Origin of the sequence: Mesorhizobium sp. Mes31 (assembly GCF_024519675.1) — a bacterium.
GTDB lineage: Bacteria > Pseudomonadota > Alphaproteobacteria > Rhizobiales > Rhizobiaceae > Mesorhizobium.
Genome location: NZ_JALJRL010000026.1, coordinates 35,177 through 54,627 on the forward strand (window position 1 = coordinate 35,177; position 19,451 = coordinate 54,627).

Annotated in this window: 17 protein-coding genes; 4 read left to right on the top strand and 13 right to left on the bottom strand. The window is 61.6% G+C overall.

Features of this window, described 5'->3' with window-relative positions; translation table 11 throughout:
- Positions 1 to 59 precede the first annotated feature (59 nt).
- The 12 genes from NR193_RS29845 to NR193_RS29905 all read right to left on the bottom strand — a co-directional run bounded on the left by NR193_RS29845 (position 60) and on the right by NR193_RS29905 (position 13,449).
- A complete protein-coding gene (locus tag NR193_RS29845; RefSeq protein ID WP_256754273.1) occupies positions 60 to 1,274 on the bottom strand; it encodes a sugar ABC transporter substrate-binding protein in 1,215 nt (404 codons plus the stop codon).
- Positions 1,275 to 1,303: 29 nt separating this feature from the next.
- Positions 1,304 to 2,314, bottom strand: a complete 1,011-nt coding sequence (locus NR193_RS29850) for an ABC transporter permease (protein ID WP_256754274.1) — start codon at positions 2,312 to 2,314, stop codon at positions 1,304 to 1,306.
- On the bottom strand, positions 2,314 to 3,288 hold the full coding sequence (locus NR193_RS29855; protein WP_256754275.1) for an ABC transporter permease: 975 nt from the start codon (positions 3,286 to 3,288) through the stop codon (positions 2,314 to 2,316). Before NR193_RS29855 ends, NR193_RS29850 begins: the two co-directional genes overlap by 1 nt.
- Before the next feature lie 2 nt (positions 3,289 to 3,290).
- Positions 3,291 to 4,787 (bottom strand): sugar ABC transporter ATP-binding protein, encoded by a 1,497-nt coding sequence (locus NR193_RS33525; protein ID WP_309145405.1) that lies wholly within the window; start codon positions 4,785 to 4,787, stop codon positions 3,291 to 3,293.
- A gap of 346 nt (positions 4,788 to 5,133) precedes the next feature.
- The gene (locus NR193_RS29870; RefSeq protein WP_256754276.1) at positions 5,134 to 6,033 is read right to left on the bottom strand and encodes a polysaccharide deacetylase; all 900 of its coding nucleotides are present in this window, start codon (positions 6,031 to 6,033) and stop codon (positions 5,134 to 5,136) included.
- A gap of 41 nt (positions 6,034 to 6,074) precedes the next feature.
- On the bottom strand, positions 6,075 to 6,836 hold the full coding sequence (locus NR193_RS29875) for a FadR/GntR family transcriptional regulator (RefSeq protein WP_256754277.1): 762 nt from the start codon (positions 6,834 to 6,836) through the stop codon (positions 6,075 to 6,077).
- Positions 6,837 to 6,921: 85 nt separating this feature from the next.
- Entirely contained in the window at positions 6,922 to 7,671 is a 750-nt protein-coding gene (locus tag NR193_RS29880) for an SDR family NAD(P)-dependent oxidoreductase (protein WP_256754278.1), read from the bottom strand.
- A gap of 31 nt (positions 7,672 to 7,702) precedes the next feature.
- Complete coding sequence (locus NR193_RS29885) at positions 7,703 to 8,758, bottom strand: ABC transporter ATP-binding protein (RefSeq protein ID WP_256754279.1); 1,056 nt, start codon at positions 8,756 to 8,758, stop codon at positions 7,703 to 7,705.
- A complete protein-coding gene (locus tag NR193_RS29890; RefSeq protein WP_256754280.1) occupies positions 8,755 to 9,777 on the bottom strand; it encodes an ABC transporter ATP-binding protein in 1,023 nt (340 codons plus the stop codon). Before NR193_RS29890 ends, NR193_RS29885 begins: the two co-directional genes overlap by 4 nt.
- Positions 9,778 to 9,790: 13 nt before the next feature.
- Positions 9,791 to 10,801: an ABC transporter permease gene (locus NR193_RS29895; protein WP_056590490.1), complete on the bottom strand. Its 1,011-nt coding sequence runs from the start codon at positions 10,799 to 10,801 to the stop codon at positions 9,791 to 9,793.
- Positions 10,801 to 11,724, bottom strand: coding sequence for an ABC transporter permease (locus NR193_RS29900; RefSeq protein ID WP_056590493.1), 924 nt, complete (start codon positions 11,722 to 11,724; stop codon positions 10,801 to 10,803). The genes NR193_RS29895 and NR193_RS29900 overlap by 1 nt, the downstream gene beginning before the upstream one ends.
- A 63-nt stretch (positions 11,725 to 11,787) precedes the next feature.
- Complete coding sequence (locus NR193_RS29905) at positions 11,788 to 13,449, bottom strand: ABC transporter substrate-binding protein (RefSeq protein ID WP_082525575.1); 1,662 nt, start codon at positions 13,447 to 13,449, stop codon at positions 11,788 to 11,790.
- A 226-nt stretch (positions 13,450 to 13,675) separates the two neighbouring features.
- On the opposite strand from NR193_RS29905, the gene NR193_RS29910 reads away from it, so the two are divergent.
- From NR193_RS29910 to NR193_RS29920, 3 genes are all read left to right on the top strand, one after another.
- Complete coding sequence (locus NR193_RS29910; RefSeq protein ID WP_256754281.1) at positions 13,676 to 14,653, top strand: asparaginase; 978 nt, start codon at positions 13,676 to 13,678, stop codon at positions 14,651 to 14,653.
- 66 nt (positions 14,654 to 14,719) lie between these two features.
- On the top strand, positions 14,720 to 15,796 hold the full coding sequence (locus tag NR193_RS29915) for a tartrate dehydrogenase (protein WP_256754282.1): 1,077 nt from the start codon (positions 14,720 to 14,722) through the stop codon (positions 15,794 to 15,796).
- A 7-nt stretch (positions 15,797 to 15,803) separates the two neighbouring features.
- Positions 15,804 to 16,973 (top strand): mandelate racemase/muconate lactonizing enzyme family protein, encoded by a 1,170-nt coding sequence (locus NR193_RS29920; RefSeq protein ID WP_256754283.1) that lies wholly within the window; start codon positions 15,804 to 15,806, stop codon positions 16,971 to 16,973.
- A gap of 34 nt (positions 16,974 to 17,007) precedes the next feature.
- Here the strand turns inward: NR193_RS29920 and NR193_RS29925 are convergent, their stop codons facing one another.
- Entirely contained in the window at positions 17,008 to 18,090 is a 1,083-nt protein-coding gene (locus tag NR193_RS29925) for a tartrate dehydrogenase (protein WP_256754284.1), read from the bottom strand.
- A gap of 176 nt (positions 18,091 to 18,266) precedes the next feature.
- Between NR193_RS29925 and NR193_RS29930 the strand changes: the two genes are divergently transcribed.
- Positions 18,267 to 19,181 carry a LysR family transcriptional regulator gene (locus NR193_RS29930; RefSeq protein WP_256754285.1) on the top strand — a complete coding sequence of 305 codons (915 nt, stop codon included), beginning with the start codon at positions 18,267 to 18,269 and terminating at the stop codon, positions 19,179 to 19,181.
- Positions 19,182 to 19,451 lie beyond the last annotated feature (270 nt).

The window sequence follows — 19,451 nt, forward strand, 5'->3', positions numbered from 1 at the left end:
CGGCCGAAAGAAGGATGCGACCCCGGCAATGGCGGGGCCGCATCCTGGTGTCGAGAGACTCAAGGGGCCGGGATCGGCTTGACCTTGTTGGGCTCCAGCCAATCCTTGGTCGGCTCGCATTGCCCACAGTTGATGCCAGGCAAATTGTCGGCATAGGTCACATCGGGCAAATCCTTGACGGTCGCGCCAGGCGTTGGCGTTCCATCCTGGACGGACTTCAGGCTGAGTTCGGGAAGCAGATCACCGTTCAGCGAGGTATCGATGAAAAGTGGTGGTACCTTGTCCGCAGGGAAGGTGTTGCAGCCATCGACGAAGATCTCACCCTGGCAGATCTTCACATCCTGTGGTTCGACCCATGGCAGCGGATACTCGACGTTGTTGGCGCTAAGCTTCTTCTTGCCGGTCACGACTTCCATCATCAGCTTGAACGCATAGCCGCCCACGGCCGGGCCTGCGCTGGAGGAAACGCCTTTCAGGCCCTTGGCCTGCATGGCCGGATCCGCCATCGCCAGGCGATAACCATTGTTGGACTGGCCGGCGATCACGACGAGCTTGTCGGGGCGATTGTTGATAACGGCCTGCAGCGATCCGAAGGTGCCATCCACCGTCCAGATGCCGTCGACATTGGGATGCGCGGCAAGGATCTTGGCAACCTCCTCCTGAGAAGTCGCGTCGTTCCAGTTGCCGTAGAAATCGCCGACGATCTTGATGTCGGGATACTTCTTGAACACGCCATAGGCCTGCTCGTCATAGGTCTTGGTCACGGTCGTCCCGGCGACGCCGTGGTTGAAGATCAGCTCTCCCTTGCCGCCCATCTGGTTTGCCATCCACTGCGCCGTGTTGGCGCCGTAGCGGGCGGTGATGTTGGAGACGTTGTGCGCGCAGGATTCCGTGACCGTGCTGTCATAGGTGAACACCACGACGCCCTGGTCGCAGGCCTGCTTGATGGTGCGGTTGAGCGCGGTCGGCGAGAGCGGATACAGAAGAATGGCGTTGGCGCCCGCAGCGATCATGCTCTGCAGGTCCGAGATCTGCTTCTGCACGTCGGTGCCGGAGATGATGGTCTTGAATTCCACCTGCTTGTCGTAAGGCGGGGTCGAAGCCAGCGCCTTGATGCCGTTGGCGGCGCTCGCCTGCCAGGTGTTGCCGCTGTAGCTCATGTTCAGGAACACCTTGTAGGTATCCTGGGCGTTCGCACTGGTGGCCCCCAGACCAAGCAATGTCACGGCCACGGTTACCCGGCCAAAAGTCAGTCTTCGCGAAGCGTTCTGCATGCTCTTTCTCCCATTTAAGCGACCGCCGACTAGTGGCTTCGCAGATTGAGCCGCCCACGCTGGAGCAGCAAAGCGATGATGATGATCCCGCCCTGCACAAGATCGCGGAATCCCTGCGACAGGCTGAGCGTGGTGATGACCGTGGACAGCGTGCTGAGGAAGAGGGCGCCGGCCAGCGTGCCGAGATAGATGCCCGAGCCACCGGTGACTCGTGCGCCGCCGATGACGACGGCGGCGATGGAGGGCATCAGCAGCCCATTGCCCATGTCGAGCGTGGCGCTCGAGGAATAGCCGGCCAGTAGGATGCCGGTCACTCCGGCACACAGGCCGCTGATAGCATAGACGGCGATGGTGAGCGCGGTGATCGGCAGGCCTACCACCTTGGCGGCGCCCGGGCTGCTGCCAATGGCGTAGAGCTTGCGGCCTTCCGCGCTCCTGTTCTGGAACAGCCAGGCGATCGCCACGAAGACGACGATGAAATAGACGGGAAAGGGGACGCCCAGCCAGCGGGAGCTCATGAACTGCTGGACCGCCGGGGCGACCGGCTGCTGCGAATTTCCTGCGGTGAAACCCAGCGCCACCCCGAAGAAGGTGATGCCGGACGCCAGCGTTACGATGAAGGGCGGGATCTTGGCGATCGCCACGCCGATGCCGTTGATGAGGCCGATGCCAAGACAGCACAGGAGGGTAAGCGGAATGGCATATATCAGCGCGTCGTTGCTGCCGCGCGTAAGTTCCGCGATCATCATGCCGCCGACGCCGATGACCACGCCGAGCGACAGGTCGATGCCACCCAGAAGGATCACCAGCCCCTGCCCGAACGAAGCGACCACCAGGAAGATGGCCGTGACCAGTATGGCGGTGAGCTGCTCGAACGACCCGAAATTCGTATTGGCCATCTTCGTGCCGATGATCAGCAGCGCCGTGGCGGCGAACACGGCGATCGCCGGCACCAGCTCCGGCGAGACAAGCGCGCGGCGCGCCTGGTGCGCCCCAAGGTCGGATGTCTGTGCCGGATTCGTAAGGTCCTTGTCGGTCATCAGGCTCCCCTTCCTGCGGGACGGCTCGCCAAATAGGCGGAGACCTGGCCGAAAAGGATCGCCAGGATCATAACAATTCCGTTGAAGATGTTGGTGTAGAAATCGGCCACGCCGAGCGCGAACAGCATCTTCTGCAGCACCGTCAAAATGCCTGCACCGGCCAGCGTGCCGACCACGCCGCCGCGCCCGCCGAACAGCGACGTGCCGCCGATCGAGACCGCCGCGAACATGAACAGCAGGAAGGAATCGCTGATGCGCGGATCACCCGAGCCGATCTCAGCGCTGAAAACGAAGCCGGCCATGGCATAGAACAGGCCGGCGGCCACGAAAGCGAATAGCCTGGTGGCGCGAATATCGAGACCCGAGAGCCGTGCGGCCGCCTGGTCCGTGCCGACCGCGTACATCGCGATGCCCATGCGCGAATGCTTGAGCAGGAACCAGAAGACGAGCACAAGTACTAGCAGGATCGCCGGCACCGGAACGCGCAGAATGTCGCCGGTTATTCCGTAAACGATGGAGTCCACGACCTCGCCGCCGGGGGCCGGGAGGATGAGAAGGGCGATGCCCTGGCATGCGATCAGCGAACCGAGCGTCACGGCGAGCGACTGCAGTCCGAAATAGGCGACCAGTATGCCGTTCAGGCCACCGACGGCGAGGCCGACCAGCAACACCAGGCAGAAGCTGCCGAAGGCCCCCGAATCGCCACCGCTCACCGTCGCCACCACCACATTGGCGATGGCGATCACGCCGGGACCCGAAAGGTCCAGCTCGCCGCACAGCACGACGAGCGTCAATCCCGTCGCGGCCAGGGCGAGCACGATGGAGTTGTTGAGGAGGTTGCCGATGCCGAACAGGGAGAGCGCCGAAGGCTCGTGCGCGGCATAGACGGCGAACATGACGGTGAACAGCCCGACGGCGGCGACCGCTCCGTTGCCCAGCACTGCGATGCGGCCGCGAACCATTTCGTTTGCCATCGTTACGCCTCTTGCGCGGCAGGCTGCCGCGAACCGTTGCGATAACCGGATGCCAGCGACAGCATGCGGTCTTGTGATAGCTGGTCGGGACCGAGTTCGCCTGCGATCGAGTTGCGATAGAGAACCAGACAGCGGTCGCAGAGCTGAACGAGCTCGTCCAGTTCGGTCGAATAGAACAGGATCGAGCCGCCATCGCGCACGAAGGCGCGCATCATGGCGTAGATGTTGCGCTTGGCGCCGACATCGACACCCCGCGTGGGATCGAACAGCAGCAGGCATCGCGCCCCCGTTATCAATGCCCGCGCCAGCACCGCTTTCTGCTGGTTGCCGCCTGAAAGCGCGCCGATGTTGAGCGGCAGGAACCGCTCGGAAAGATTCACTGCTGGGGTTACCTGCTCGACCAGCCGCCGCTCGAACAATTTGTTCACGAGATGGAACGGGCTTGCCTTGTCGATCACCGGCAGCGAGATATTCGCCTGCGTGGTAAGGTCGTGAAAGAGCCCGTCGGACTTGCGTTCCTCCGGCACCAGCACCACGCCGAGCCGCCGGGCCGCGCGGGGCGAGCCGACCGACTTCACCTTGCCGCCGGCCAAGATCGTGCCTGCCCGCAGCGGCGACAGGCCGACCAGTGCCTTGAAGAGGCTCGATTGGCCGTGCCCCTCCAGACCCGCCACGCCAAGAATTTCGCCGGGAGCCAGCGTGAAGCTGATATCGTCAAGGCCAGGGCCGCTGAGGTGACCGACCTCCAGCGCAGGCGTGGCGCCCGCGCGAACGACCGAGGGCGCCTTCTCGGACGCTTCAACCACGGAGCGACCGGCCATGCTGCTGAATATTGCTTCGTCGCTCATGGATTCGACGTCGCTTTCCAGCACCTTGCGGCCGTTGCGCAGGATGACACAGCGTTGGCACAGGCGGCGGATCTCGTCGAGCTTGTGGCTAATGTATAGCACCGACGTGCCGCTATGAACCGCGGCATCGACCAGCTTGAACAGCCATTCGCGGTCGGAAAGCGCGGCGGTCGCTTCATCGAGCACGAGCACAGCCGGACGGTGCCGCAGCGCGCGCACGATCTCGACCTTCTGGCGCATGCCAAGCGGCAGTTCCTCGACCAGCCGCCCGGGCGCTATATCCGTAACGTCATGGGCTCGGAGAATTTCACCCGCCTCACGCTCGATGCTGCGCGCCGAGACAAGTCCAAAGCCGTTGAGCGCTGGGTGGGGCAGGAACAGGTTCGCCGCCACCGACAATGTCGGGATCAGGCTGAGTTCCTGGAAGGCGGTGGCTATGCCGGCCGCGCGGGCATCCACAATGCCTTGCGGTTTGAACGGGGCGCCGCGCAGTTCGATGGAGCCAGCATCGGGGGTGACGACGCCGCTCAGGATCTTCACGAGCGTCGATTTGCCGGCGCCATTTTCACCGAGCAGTCCGCACACTTCGCCGGCGCGCATTTCGAACGAAACATCATCAAGCGCAACCGTAGCACCGTAGTGCTTTGACACGGATCGGAAATCAAGGACGTTGTGCGCGCTATCCCTCATCCCGCCTCTTCCCCAGCCTTCTCTTTTTGGTCAGACCAAGACTGGAGCTACCATGCCTTCCACGCCATGACAATTAAGAAATATTTGCAAAAAAGCTCGAATTTTCCGCGTAATTTGGTCTGACCATAATGAATGAAAGAAAACTTGTGCGAAACGCACCGAATCCGTATCAAATTCGCCTGTTCCCAGCAGGAAGCCCGTCGGCGAAATGACACAAAGACCGTAATCAATTCCATTCGGTCGGACCATTCAAACAAGCTGGGCCGGGACCGCCGCGCGGTCCCGGCAATGGTGCCCCGAAGCCGGCTTAGGACGTCGGACGTGCTTTGCCGCTGCGCGGGAATCGCTTGCCGAAATCAGCCGCGATCTCTTCCATCTTGACGAACTTCACGCCGTCGAAGCCCTTCATGTAGTCATAGAGCCGTTCGTGCATCTTCAGCACATGCGGCTTGCCCGACACGTCAGGATGAATAGTCAGCGGGAACACGGCATAGTCATAGTTCTCGTAGACCCAGTCGAACTGGTCGCGCCACATCTGCTCGATATCGCGCGGGTTGACGAAGCCGTGGCTGTTGGGTGAGGCCTTGATGAACATCATCGGGGGCAGGTCGTCGAGATACCAGGATGCGGGTATCTCGATGAGATCCGTTTCTTCGCCCTGCGAATAAGGCTTCATCCAGCTGGACGGATGCTTGGAATAGTCGATCTTCGTCCACTGATCGCCGACCGTCACATAGTAGGGGTGATGGTCGTTGTGCATAAGGGAGTGATCGTAGAGCAGGCCCTTCTGCTTCAACAGCTCATTGGTTTTCGAGCCGAACTCCCACCAGGGAGCGACATAGCCGCGAGGCGCCTTGCCGGAAAGCTTGGTGATCAAGTCGACGCATTTGTTGAAGACGGCCTCTTCCTGCTCGGGCGACATGGCGATCGGATTCTCGTGGCTGTAGCCATGCATGCCGATCTCGTGGCCGGCGTCGGCCACTTCCTTCATCTCGTCCCAAAAGCTCTCGATGGAATGACCGGGGATGAACCATGTGGTCTTGATTCCCCACTTTTCGAACATGCGAAGCAGGCGGAGGCTGCCGACCTTGCCTGCGAAGGTGCCGCGAGAGATGTCGCAAGGGCTGTCCTCACCGCCGTAGGAACCTAACCAACCGGCGACAGCATCAACGTCCACTCCGTAGGATACAAACATTTCTTTCGGCATCTCTCTTCCTTTCGTTGCTCATGTCCCCGGCCGAAGGGTGTCTATGGCAGTTGCGAGGGTGGAAGACCGGCCCGGCTTCCCGCCATGCTGATATGCTTGCGCATGTAGTAGTTGGCGCCATCGGGATCGCCCATGGCAATCGCCTCCAGGATGCGGTCATGCTCCTGCACTGCAAACAGCAGATTGCCGCGCCGCTCGGTGGGCAGACGCTGACTTTCCAGCAGCACGCTCGCAAAAGTCTGGTGCATGTCCACCAGCAGCTTGTTGCGCGAGATACGCATGATCAGGTTGTGGAAATCGAAGTCCGCCTGCGCGTAGGCATTGAGGTCCTTTTCGCGCGCTGCGTTGCGAAAGGTGGTCGTGCATTCCTTCAAGTCGGCGATCTCCTGATTGGTATGGGTCAGCGCCGCGAGCTCGGCCGCGTAGGATTCGACGATGAAGCGGAACTGATAGACCTCGCTCAGCGAATAGCGCGCCGCGAAGCGCCAGGACGGAGTCGCCGGTGCGCCGGAAGGGTCAGCACAGACGAAGCCCCGCCCCCCCTCGCGCGCCACGATCTCGCCGATGGTGGCCAGGATCGACAGAGCCTCACGCAGCGTGGCGCGGCTCACACTGAGGTCACGTGCCAGGTCGCGTTGTGGCGGCAGTGTATCGCCCGGTCGCAACCTGCCGTCGCGGATCATCGATCGCAGGGCGGCCACCGTTGCCTGGGCCACACCTACGCTGGCTTCCCGGCGCTCGCGCGGCAGGTCGGGCGACGGTGAAGGCGCCGTTCCCTCAACATTGAGATCGAGTTTCATCATGGCTTTGGCTCCAGCGTCAGCAAAAATTGTCGCCACATAGCTAGAACAAGATACATTTGGATGGAACCATTCAGCTGGCGGTTGATCAGAGCATGACATCGCCGCCGTTCGGATTCATGGTCGCGCCGATGTAGTAAGCTCCCTCCTCCGACGCCAACAGCACGGCCGTGGGAGCGATCTCGTCGACATGGCCTGCGCGGCCGATCGGCAGTTCGCCGAGCTTGCGCTTCTTCCATTCCTCCGGCAGCGCCTTGAAGAGCTCCGTTTCGATGGGGCCGGGACAGATGGCATTCACGGTTATGCCGTCGCGCGCCACCTCGTAAGCGAGCGAACGGGTGAAGCCGATGACGCCTGCCTTGGCGGCCGCATAGTGCGCCATTTCCGGCGCACCCTTGTGACCGAGCTGCGAGGCGATATTGATGATGCGGCCGAATTTGCGGGAAATCATCGGCTTCAGAACCGCACGCGTGCAAAGAAAGACGCTGCGCAGGTTCACGGCCATCATCTGGTCCCACATGGCGGTGCTCATTTCGGCAACGACGGACGTCGTGTCGATGCCGGCATTGTTGACCAGTATGTCGATCTGGCCGAGCGCCGCCTCCACCTTCTTGACAGCTGCCTCGACCTGCGCCTCGTCGCTGACGTCAGCCGCGACGGCGAAAGTTTTCACGCCAAAAGCCGCAAGTGCTGCGGTGCGTGCTTCGGCAGCATCGAGTTTCAGATCGAGAACGGCGACGTCCGCGCCTTCGCGCGCGAAGGCCGTGGCAATCGCGCCGCCGATGCCGCGTGCACCGCCGGTGACCAGTGCTTTTTTTCCTGTGAGACGTCCTGACATGCTTGCTCTCTCGATTTCGTGGTTGGCTTGACTATTGGAGCGATGGGGCGACGCCACTGGGCACGGCGCGGCCGAGGATGCGCTCGGCTTCCTTCATGAACACGTTGAAGGTGTCGGACGCTGGCACCGAAGCGGCAACATCCTCGTGGCGGAAGCAATGTACCGTGTGCCGTTCGCCGACCGTTTCGGCCGGCGGCATCTCATGGCGGCAGCGGTCGATCACGAACGGGCAACGCGACGCCAGGAAGCACCCTTTCGGCAGGTTGATCGGGCTCGGGATCTCGCCCTTGAGGCTGACGCTGCTTTCGATCTTCAAGTGCGGATGGGGCAGCATGACTGACGAGAGCAGGCCGCTGGAATAGGGGTGCTGCGGGCGATTGAAGACCGTCTCGGCGCTGCCCTGCTCCACGATCATGCCTAGATACATCACCGCGACACGGTGGCTGATGAAGCGCACCGTGGACAGGTCGTGGGAGATGAACAGGTAGGCGGTGTTACGCTCGCTCTGGATGCGCCGCAGGAGGTCGATGATCTCGGCGCGCGCCGTTGGGTCGAGCGCGGAAGTTGGTTCGTCGAGGACCACCAGTTCCGGCTCCGTGACCATCGCACGCGCTATGCCGACACGCTGCTGTTGTCCGGAGGACAGCTCGGAAGGATAGGCGTCCAGCAGATCCGGATTCAATCGCACCAGGCGCAAAGCATCGGCAGTCCGGCGGCGCCTTGTTTCGCGGTCGAGCTTGAGCGGCAAAAGCGGCTCGCTGATCGTATCGCCGATCTTCATGCGCGGATCGAGCGACTCGTTCGGCTCTTGGAATACGAGTTGAATCTTGCCTGCCAGTTTGGCCTTGTGCTGCTGGCGCTGTGCGAGGTCGGTGCCGCGAAACCGGATGGTTCCGGCGGTCGGCTCGATCAGGCCGACGATGCAGCGACCGACCGTGGTCTTGCCCGAACCGCTCTCGCCTACAAGCCCGAGGGTCTCGCCGGGCTCGACGGTCAGACTGACGCCGTTGATCGCCTGCACCACCTGCTTTGAGCCGGCAATGGGGAAGCGCTTATACAGATTGTCTATGGTCAGGACCGCGCTCATGCATGCCTCACGGGGAAATAGCAGCGGACAAAGTGCCCGGGCCCGATCTCGGCCAAAGGCGGCCGCAGCGTGCGGCAAACCGGCTGGGCAATGGGACAGCGATCGGCATATTGACAGCCGGCATTTCTTTCGCGTCGCCTGCCGGTGTCCGGAACAGTCCAACTGTCGCGCAGCTTGGGGCTATGCGAGAAGGCCGCAAGCAGCATCAGCGTGTATGGATGTGCCGGCTCCAGGAAGAGCGGTTCGCGCGGGGCAATCTCGACGATCTCGCCTGAGAAAAGCACGGCGATGCGATCGCAGAAATGCGCGGTGATGCCGACGTCGCGGCTGATGAACAGCATAGCGCTGCCATGCTCGGCCGCAAGCTTGGCGAGCAGTGCCAAGATCTGCGCCTGCACGGTGACGTCGAGGCCGCTGGTCGCGTCGTCGGAAATGACGAAAGCCGGGCTGCAAATGAGGGCCATGGCGATGACAACGCGTTGCGCCATGCCGCCGGATAGTTCGTGTGGATAGGCATCCATGCGCCGCTCCGGGTCCGGTATCTGCACCTCGCGGAGGATCTCCAGCGCCATACGGCGCGCCTCTTTGCCTCCGACGCCGAGATGGATTTTCGCCATCGAAGCGATCTGGTCGCCGACCTTGAGCAAAGGGTTGAGTTCGGCGCGCGGATTGGGCACCACGACCGAGAGCCGACGGCCGCGAAGACGTCGGAGTTCGGATTCGGACAGGCTGAGGATTTGCCGACCCTCGAAATGGACTTCGCCCCCGGCAATGCGGCCCGGCGACGGCGGCAGGCCGAGGATTGAACGGGCAAGCGTTGTCTTGCCCGCACCGCTCTCGCCAACCAAGCCTACGATCTCGCCCGGCTGCACGGCGAGGTCGATGCCCTTCAGCACCGCCTTCGGCTCGGCGCCACCGGACGGGAATGTCACGCGCAGGTTCCTGATGTCGATCAACGGCGGCTTGTCGCCGCCACCGGAGGCGTTGCGCGTATTGCTTATGACTTCTGCTGCGCCCAATGACATTCTCACATTAGTTGCTGATACGCGGGTCGAGTAGGAAATAGATGAGGTCGACCGCGATGTAGACGATAAGGGAAAAGATGGCGGAGAAGAGCACGAAGCCCAGAACCGGATAGATGTCCGAGTTCAGCACACCCTGGACCGCGTACTGCCCCGCGCCACCCCACGAGAACACGATCTCGACGAGCACCGCACCGCCGATCAAGAAGCCGTAAAGCACGCTGATAATGGTAACGATCGATGGCAATGCATTGCGCAGCGCATGGCGCACCACAAGGTTCTGCGGCACACCACACAAAACTTCAAAACGACTGAAATCCGATTCCAGCATCTTCTCCATCGTGGCCTGCGTCATCTTCAGGATGGGGCCGGCATTCAGGAGGCCAAGCGTCAGCACTGGCAGGACCAGGTGCGCGCAGGCAGACCAGAAGGCCTGCAGGTCGCCAGCGAGAAGCGCGTCGATGGTGAGAGCTCCTGTGACTGGCAGCGGCGGTATGACGATCATGTCAATACGGCCGAGCGGCGCAGGCGCCCAGCCGAGCACGGTATAGAAGATGAAGATGAGAACCAGAGCGAACCAGAAGTCCGGCAACGCACCTGCACTGAGGCCGTAGAGATCCGCCAGGCGCGCCACCCAGCCGTTCGGCTTGCGCGCCGCATATACGCCTAGTGTAACCCCGACTACGATGGCCAGAAGCAGCGAAAGCGTGACGAGTTCGAGGGTGGCCGGGAAGCGCTGAAGCAGATCCTCGAGCACTGGCCGCGTCGTCTGCCAGGAAGTCCCCAGGTCGCCATGCAAGAGATTGCGCACATAGATCAGGAACTGCATATAGAGAGGCTGGTCGAGCCCGAGCTGCTGACGCAGTGAGGCGATCGCCGAAGGCGTTGCCGTCGGGCCGAGCATCAGCACAGCGGGGTCACCCGGAATGCTCTTCACCAGCAGGAAGCTGACGAGCACGATTCCTAGCAACTGAGGGATGACGAAAATCAGGCGCTTGGCAAGATAAGCGAGGATGCGCATCAGGCACCCTCCACCGGCAGGTCAGTGCGACGGCGATGCTCACGCGCATCGCTCAGCAGCTGCCGGCGCTTGGACGGATCGGCAAGGACCTCAATGGAGGCGCCGACGAGCGAGAAGCCGAATACGGTGATCGCCAGCATCGCGCCCGGGAACATAGACGGCCACCATTGGCCGGTCACCACGTTTTGAAAGCCCATGGCGATCATGCTGCCCCATTCGGGTGTCGGGGCTCGAACGCCGGCACCGACGAAGGATAGCGCCGAGGTCAACAGGATGCCCCAGCCGACATTGACCGATAGCTGCGCCAGCACCGGCGCCATCGCGTTGGGGATGATGTGGCGCACGATGGTTTGCATGTCCGAAAGGCCATTGACCTGCGAGGCCTCGACATAGCGCATGGAGCGGATGCTGAGCACCTGCGAGCGCATGAGACGCAGGTAGATCGGCGCATTGACGAAGGCGATAGCCAGCACCACGGTCTGGATGCTCTGGCCGAGGCTGGCAACCAGGGCGATGGCGAACACGAAAACGGGAAAGGCCTGCAGCACGTCGGCCGCTCGCATGACGGCGAAGGATAGCCACACGCGAATGCCGCGCCCGCTGCTGTAGAAACCGACAACAGCACCGACCGAGCCGCCGGCCAGCGCCGACAGAAGCGTACCCAGAATAGCGATCGTCAGGTCGATGCGCGGCGCGTAGATGGAACGGCTGAAAATATCCATGCCGACATTGTCGGTGCCAAAGAGATGGGTGGCATCCGGCGGCTGCAGAAAGCTGACCGAATCCGCCTCGGTCGGCGAATAGGGTGTGATGACCGGCGCGAAGATCGCCAGCAGGGTGATCGCGATGACGATCACGTAGCCGATCGCAAATCTCGGCCGGATGATCGCCAGCCTCACGAGAAGGCGCAGCTTCGAAGACATTTAAGATCTTTCCGATACTCGAAATCGTCCCCGGAGGTGACCCACCTCCGGGGACACGCCTCATCAACCGCGACTGAAATCCTGGAACCGCAAGTTGTTGGACGTGTAATAGGTATAGCCCTTGAGGGCCGCCTTACGCGCCAGCGTGTATTTGGGATAGGCGATGAAGCCCCAGGGCGCCTCGTCCATGAGTGTTTTCTGAACTTCCGTGTACTTCTGCTTGCGGACGTTGTCATCCAGAGTGGCGAGGCCATCCTTGATCATCTGATCGACGTTCTTGTTGTCATAGTTAGAATAGTTCACGTAACTTTCGGAATTGAAGTAGAGGTAGGTCGAGTAGCCCGGATCCGGTGTCCACGGCGAGTCCAGATAGAAGATCATCGGCTTGGCGCGCTTGGTGACGTTCTCGTAGAACACGCCGGCCGGCAGCTTCTCCAGCGTCAGCTCCACGCCGATCTGCTTCAGCGCGGTCTGGATCAACAGTGCGATCGGCTCCTGCGTCGGGTCGCCGGCGTTGTAGGACAAGGTGGTCGCCAGGTTCTTGGCTCCGGCCTTGTCCAGAAGCTCCTTGGCCTTGGCAAGATCATAGGCGTAGGTGAAGAAGCTTTCGTCCGCCATCGGGTAGATATACGGCATCGGCGCCTTCTGCTCGTCGGCATAGCCGTAGTAAATCGTGCGGATGATCTCGTCGCGCGGGATCGCGAGATTGATGGCGCGGCGCACGTCGACGTTGTCGAACGGAGCGATCTTGGAGTTGAGCTCCAACCAGATCATGTAGGACGAGTTGACCGCATCCACGGCCACGTTCGGCTGCTTCTTCAGCGCCTCGAGCTCGCGCGGCTGCAGGAACTGTGCGATATCGACCGCCCCGCCCTGCAGCAGCGAGAAACGACTGGCCGACTGCGGCACTTCGCGCATGATGACGCGCTTCATGAAGGGCTTGTCGCCCCAGTAGTCGTCGCGCGCCTCGAATACGGCTTGTTGGCCGCGCACGAGTTGGGCAAGGCGATAGGGCCCGAAGCCGGCGCTATCGTTCTTGAGGAAATTGACCGCCCACGGGTCGTCGGAGCCACCGGCTTCAGCGCACTTTGTGGCGTCGTAGATCGGATTGGCCAGGTTGCATTGCTGCTTGAGAAGCAACGGATTTGGCTGGTCGAGATTGAAAGAGACCGCATAATCGCCTTCGACCTTGATCTGGTCAGGCGTCTTGAGACCGAGCACCGCTGTCTGGAACAGGCCCTGCCCCTTGAGGTTGAACTTGCGGTCCCAAGTCCATTTCACGTCCTTCGACGTGAACTTGTTGCCCCAGTTGGAGACGACACCCTCGCGCAGCTTGAAGGTCGCCTTGCGTCCATCGGGAGCCACTTCCCAGCTTTCCGCCAGGCGGCCTCGCAGAGCGAGGTTGTTCGGCTTGTCGGTATGGACGCCGGTGTCCTCGCGCAGCACGCCGGGTGCATTGGGATCATCCATCTTCTCGTAGCCGAGCATGTACTCGTAGAGCGCACCGAGCGAATCGATGGAGCCCAGGCTAACGTCGAACTCGATGTCGAGACCTTGCGGCGTCGCGGGCGCAGCGATCACCAGCGTACTGTTGGCATCCTGCGCAAACGCTTCACCCAGACGGCCTGTCGACGAAGCAAGGGCCGCGCCACCAATGACGGCGGTCGTTTTCAGGAATTGTCGACGCGTCGACGCCAACCGAATTCTGGTAAAATCATCAGCCATCTCTGTTCCCCATTGCTTGCGCGAAAAAACGCGCTGTTGTCTATTCGCTTTTGGCCAGACCAAATAGCGCAATTCAGATTAATGGATAATTTTGGCCTGACCGTCAATCACAAAAAATGCAAAAAAAATCACATATCTTGCGGGTATCGTAGCATAACTAAAAAGTTTCTTGATTTCTTGGTCTGACCAAATTATTCAACGTCGGGACCGACAGCGAGGGACTGAAATGCGAAAAATCTGTCTGATGACCACGGGGGGAACGATCGCATCCAAGCTGGAACCCGTGAGCGGACATGTCACCGCCAGCGTCACAGGATCGGAGTTGCGCGCCATGCTGCACGATCCGCTAGATGGCATTGACATCGTCATCGACGAGTTCTGCAATGTCGGCAGCTATGCCATCGATCTTCCGCTCGGCTTTGCATTGGCCCAGCGGATTTCGCAGCACCTGCAAGGTGATTTCGACGGCATCGTGGTGACCCACGGGACCGACACGATGGAGGAAAGCGCCTTTCTGGCTGATCTCGTTGTTGCGACGGACAAGCCGATCGTCTTCACCGGCGCGCAGCACGCGGCCGATGAGGCGAACCCCGACGGCCCACGCAACCTCACGGATGCGATCCGGCTGGCAGCGTCCGAAACCGCGCGGGGCCTCGGCGCGATGATCTGCTTCGAGCAGGAATTCCATGCTGCGCGTGACGTGAGCAAATCGCACAGTTCACGCACCGATACCTTCATTTCCTACGAACACGGCAAGCTCGGGGAAGTGGACGGCGACCGCATCGTGCTGCACCGCAAGCCCGTTCTGCGCCGAACCTACGACGCCAAAGACATCGTCGCCGATGTCGATCTCATCAAGCTGGCCATGGGGATGGGCGACCGCTACATCCGCTTCGCCGCCCAGGATGGCGCCAAGGCCATCATTCTTGAGGGTTTCGGACGCGGTAACGCGACGCCTGCCGTCACTGCCGCCGCGACGTCGCTTGTCGCCAAGGGCACTCCCGTTATCATGACCAGTCGCTGCCAGCGCGGCCGGGTCAAGCCGATCTATGGCAATGGCGGCGGCAAGACGCTCTCCGACGGGGGCGTGATCTTTGCCGGCGACTTGAGCGGCCAGAAGGCACGAGTACTCGTGGCAGTCCTGCTCGGCATGGGAATCGAGGGCGAACGCCTTCGCCAGGAGATCGAATATTTCGGCGGTTGATACCCGCCCATTCTTTGAGGCGGCCGTCCATAGCCGCCATCCTACTGCTGCAGCCGAGGAACCACTATGTCAGCCAAGAAAAAAAGGATCGCGGTCATTCCCGGCGATGGGATCGGCAAGGAGGTCGTCCCCGAAGGACTTCGGATCCTGGAAGTGGCGGCAAGGCGCTTCGGCATCGACCTGCAGTTCGACCATTTCGACTTTGCGTCGTGCGACTACCATGCCAGGCACGGCCGCATGATGCCGGAGGACTGGAAGTCCAGGATCGGAAACCATGACGCCATCTTCTTCGGCGCGGTGGGCTGGCCGGCCATCGTTCCCGACCATATCTCGCTTTGGGGATCACTGCTGCAGTTTCGCCGCGAGTTCGACCAGTACGTCAACCTGCGCCCCGTCCGGCTTATGCCGGGCGTGCCCTCGCCGCTCGCCAATCGCAAGCCCGGCGATATTGATTTCTACGTCGTCCGCGAGAACACCGAGGGCGAATATTCATCCATCGGCGGCCGGATGTATCCGGGCACGGAGCGCGAGATCGTCATCCAGGAAACCGTGATGTCGCGCGTCGGCGTCGACCGCATCTTGCGCTATGCGTTTGATCTGGCGCGGAAGCGTCCGAGCAAACACCTCACATCGGCCACCAAGTCCAACGGAATCTCGATCACCATGCCGTATTGGGACGAGCGCGTCGAAGCGATGGCCGCCCAATATCCGGATGTCTCGTGGGACAAATACCACATCGACATTCTGACAGCCCATTTCGTGCTCAATCCGAACCGTTTCGACGTTGTGGTGGCGTCGAACTTGTTCGGCGACATTCTCTCGGATCTCGGACCGGCCTGCACCGGCACCATAGGCATTGCGCCCTCCGCCAACATCAACCCGGAAGGCCACTTTCCATCGTTGTTCGAGCCGGTGCACGGCTCGGCCCCGGACATCGCCGGGAAAGGCATCGCCAATCCGATCGGACAAATCTGGACGGCTGCCATGATGCTCGACCATCTCGGCTACGAAGAAGCCGGCCGCGCGATCGTGGAAGCCATCGAAGCCACGCTGAAGAACGAAGCCACCCGCACAGGCGATCTCGGAGGCATGGCCGATACCGTCACCTGTGGCAAGGCGGTGGCAAAGGCACTCGAAGGATAGGACCGGCATGCGCATCGTCGACATCAGGGAAAAGACGATCTCGATCGCCTCCCCCATCGCCAACGCCTATATCGACTTTTCGAAGATGACTTGCTCGGCCGTCGCCGTGATCACCGACGTAGTGCGTGACGGCAAGCCGGTGGTTGGCTACGGTTTCAACTCAAATGGCCGCTATGGCCAGGGCGCGCTGATGCGCGACCGCTTCCTCGCGCGCGTCCTTGAGGCGGATCCCGAAACGCTGATCGACCATGAGAATGACAACCTTGACCCGTTCGCCATCTGGAAGACGCTGATGACTAACGAGAAGCCCGGAGGCCACGGCGAACGATCCGTCGCGGTGGGCACCATCGACATGGCCGTCTGGGACGCCGTCGCCAAGATCGCCGGCGTCCCGCTGTGGCGCCTGCTGGCGGACCGGTACCGGGCGGGCGTGGCTGACGAGAAGGTTTGGGTCTACGCGGCTGGCGGCTATTATTATCCCGGCAAGGATCACTCGAAGCTTCAGGCGGAGATGCGCGGCTATCTCGACCGCGGCTACAAGGTCGTGAAGATGAAGATCGGCGCCGTGCCTCTGGAAGAGGATCTGCGCCGCATCGAGGCCGTGCTGGAGGTGGTCGGGGAGGGCAAGTATCTGGCTGTGGATGCCAACGGACGCTTCGACCTGAAGACCGCCATCGCCTATGCCAAGGCGATGCAGCCGTACGGCCTGTTCTGGTACGAGGAGGCCGGGGATCCACTGGACTATGCCTTGCAGGCGGAACTGGCGGACCACTACGACAGGCCGATGGCGACAGGCGAGAACCTGTTCTCGCATCAGGATGCGCGCAACCTCCTGCGCTATGGTGGCATGCGGCCCGACCGCGACTATCTTCAGTTCGACTGCGCTCTCTCCTACGGTCTGGTGGAGTATCTGCGCACACTGGAGGTAATGAAGGCGCTTGGCTGGTCGTCGCGGCGCGTGGTGCCGCATGGCGGCCACCAGATGTCGCTTAACATTGCCGCGGGGCTGCACCTGGGCGGCAACGAATCCTATCCCGACGTTTTCCAGCCGTTTGGCGGCTTCGCCGACGACATCGCCGTCGAAGACGGCTATGTCGGGCTACCGGATATTCCCGGTGTCGGCTTCGAGAAGAAGGCCGAACTGTTCAAGCTGTTCCGACAACTGCACCAGTCGTGAGCGAGAATCGCCGGCCGCGCCGAAACGCCGGTTTTCAGCCCGCCAGGACGTTGCGGCCGCCTATGGCGTTGCAGAGCGCTTCGGTGACTTCGCGCGTCGTCGCCTTGCCGCCGACATCCGGCGTCATGATGCCGGCTTCACCGACACGCTCGATGGCGTGCATGAGTTGATCGGCCGCCGCCTGCTCGCCCAGATGACCGAGCATCTGCACCGCCGTCCAGAAGGTGGCGACAGGATTGGCGATACCCTTGCCGGCAATGTCGAATGCCGAGCCGTGGATGGGCTCGAACATGGAGGGAAAGCGCCGCTCCGGATCGATGTTGGCCGTCGGCGCTACCCCGATGCTGCCGGCCAGCGCGCCCGCGAGGTCAGACAGCACGTCGGCGTGGAGATTGGTGGCCACGATCGTGTCGAGGCTCTGCGGTTTCAGCACCATGCGCACCGTCATGGCGTCCACCAGCATCTTGTCCCAGGTCACGTCCAGAAACTCGCGCGACACCTTCTCGGCGATCTCATCCCACAACACCATGCCGTGACGCTGCGCATTCGACTTTGTGACGACCGTCAGGAACTTGCGCGGCCGCGACTGCGCCAGCCCAAAGGCGTAACGCATGATGCGTTCAACACCGACACGTGTGAAGACGGACACTTCCATGCCGACTTCTTCCGGCAGGCCACGATGGACACGCCCGCCGGCACCGGAATATTCACCCTCCGAGTTCTCTCGCACGATCACCCAGTCCAGGTCTCCGACCTCGACGCCGCGCAGTGGAGACGCGATGCCGGGCAGGATCTTGGTCGGTCGGACGTTGGCGTACTGGTCGAACCCTTGGCAAATCTGCAGGCGCAACCCCCACAAGGTCACATGGTCGGGGATGTCGACCGCGCCGACAGCTCCGAAGTAGATCGCGTCGAACTTCTTGAGCTGTTCCAGCCCGTCGGCCGGCATCATGGCGCCATTGCGCTTGTAGTAGTCCGAACCCCAGTCGAAGACATTGAAGTTCAGCCTCAGGTCACCGCGCTGCTCGGCCAGCGCCTTGAGCACGGTGATGCCGGCGTCGATGACCTCAGGCCCGATTCCGTCAGCGGGAATCGCGGCGATCGAATATTCGCGCACTATCAGTCTCCTCGCCATGGCAAGCGCGTGGACGCACCAAACCTGAGCCGGGTGGACGGGGCCCTGTGCGGTCAGTCCACCCGGCCTCGGGTTTATAGGCCGAGTTGTGTCGGATTCGATGCACTTCTGATTATATAAAAATGTAACTTAATCGGGCATTGTACGGGAGTTAGCGCTTGGACCTGCACCAGTTGAGATGCTTTGTCATGGCAGCCGACGAGCTGCATTTCGGCCGGGCGGCGCAGCGCCTCGACATGCTGCCGTCGTCGCTCAGCCGGCATATCCGCATGTTGGAGGAAGATCTGGGCGTGCGGCTGGTGATGCGCACCACGCGCAATGCCGTGCTGACCGAGCATGGATCCTTCCTGCTGGAAGAGGCAAGGTCCCTGCTTGCCAGAGCGGACGATCTGGAAAGTCGCATCCGCGAGAATGGCCGCGACCGCGCGGCCGTGGTGCGGCTGGGCGTGATTGACAGCGCGGCGGTGGGGCTGGTGCCGCGCCTGCTGCACGATTTCAGGGAGATTGCTCCCGACGTGACCGTGCAGGTCATGGAAGACAAGACTCACCGCATCTTGCCGCGTATGCTTTCAGGTCGGCTCGACCTGGCCTTGATCCGGCCGTCTGCCGCGCCGAGCCGTCGTCTGGAACTGCACTTCCTGCTTTATGAAACGGCCGTCGTGGCCTTACCCTCCAGCCACGACCTGGCGCGTCGGACAAGCGTGTCGGTGCTCGACCTCGCGGACCAGACTCTGATCGTGCCGGAGCGTCGGTCGCGACCGCATAGTCACGACCTGACGATGCGGCTTTTCAGTGAAAGCGGCCTCTATGCCAAGGTCGTGCATCTGGCCGACGAGAAGCAGACCATCGTGAACCTCGTGGCAGCCGGAATGGGCATCGCCATCGTGCCTCGCTGGGCTTCCCGGATGCAGGTCGAGGGCGTGACCTACGTCGCGCTCGACACGCCAGGGGCAGACAGATTGAAGAAGCTGCCCTTGGCCGTTGCCTGGACCGGAAGCACTCGCGATCCCATACGAGACATGCTGGTCGAGCTGCTGCGCGGCAGAATCGACATCTATTCAAAAGACGCATGATTGGCTTTACTGCCAGAATCGGGTCTTGCGAGAGTCGCCGTTTCTTATCGTCACACAAGAACCGGCGCCGCCGCCTTCGCGATTATTGCGAATTTTAATATAATTGACGCTCTTCTCCGCTGAGCTCAACATTCAAGTTCCACGGTTGGCTTTGGATCGACCCAACATTCCAAGGGAAAACAATGCGCAGGCTCGTCACAACACTCCCAGCATCGGCCCCCGGCGCTGCAGAACCCGTTCTAGCGCTCCTTCGCCGACTTCGGCAACGGC

Bases quoted from the DNA above. Each gene is read 5' to 3' on its own strand.
- NR193_RS29870 (WP_256754276.1), bottom strand. From the start codon at position 6,033: ATGCCGAAAGAAATGTTTGTATCCTACGGAGTGGACGTTGATGCTGTC.
- NR193_RS29915 (WP_256754282.1), top strand. From the start codon at position 14,720: ATGTCAGCCAAGAAAAAAAGGATCGCGGTCATTCCCGGCGATGGGATC.
- NR193_RS29845 (WP_256754273.1), bottom strand. From the start codon at position 1,274: ATGCAGAACGCTTCGCGAAGACTGACTTTTGGCCGGGTAACCGTGGCC.
- NR193_RS29905 (WP_082525575.1), bottom strand. From the start codon at position 13,449: ATGGCTGATGATTTTACCAGAATTCGGTTGGCGTCGACGCGTCGACAA.
- NR193_RS29850 (WP_256754274.1), bottom strand. From the start codon at position 2,314: ATGACCGACAAGGACCTTACGAATCCGGCACAGACATCCGACCTTGGG.
- NR193_RS29885 (WP_256754279.1), bottom strand. From the start codon at position 8,758: ATGAGCGCGGTCCTGACCATAGACAATCTGTATAAGCGCTTCCCCATT.
- NR193_RS29910 (WP_256754281.1), top strand. From the start codon at position 13,676: ATGCGAAAAATCTGTCTGATGACCACGGGGGGAACGATCGCATCCAAG.
- NR193_RS29895 (WP_056590490.1), bottom strand. From the start codon at position 10,801: ATGCGCATCCTCGCTTATCTTGCCAAGCGCCTGATTTTCGTCATCCCT.
- NR193_RS29875 (WP_256754277.1), bottom strand. From the start codon at position 6,836: ATGATGAAACTCGATCTCAATGTTGAGGGAACGGCGCCTTCACCGTCG.
- NR193_RS29920 (WP_256754283.1), top strand. From the start codon at position 15,804: ATGCGCATCGTCGACATCAGGGAAAAGACGATCTCGATCGCCTCCCCC.
- NR193_RS29855 (WP_256754275.1), bottom strand. From the start codon at position 3,288: ATGGCAAACGAAATGGTTCGCGGCCGCATCGCAGTGCTGGGCAACGGA.
- NR193_RS29880 (WP_256754278.1), bottom strand. From the start codon at position 7,671: ATGTCAGGACGTCTCACAGGAAAAAAAGCACTGGTCACCGGCGGTGCA.
- NR193_RS29900 (WP_056590493.1), bottom strand. From the start codon at position 11,724: ATGTCTTCGAAGCTGCGCCTTCTCGTGAGGCTGGCGATCATCCGGCCG.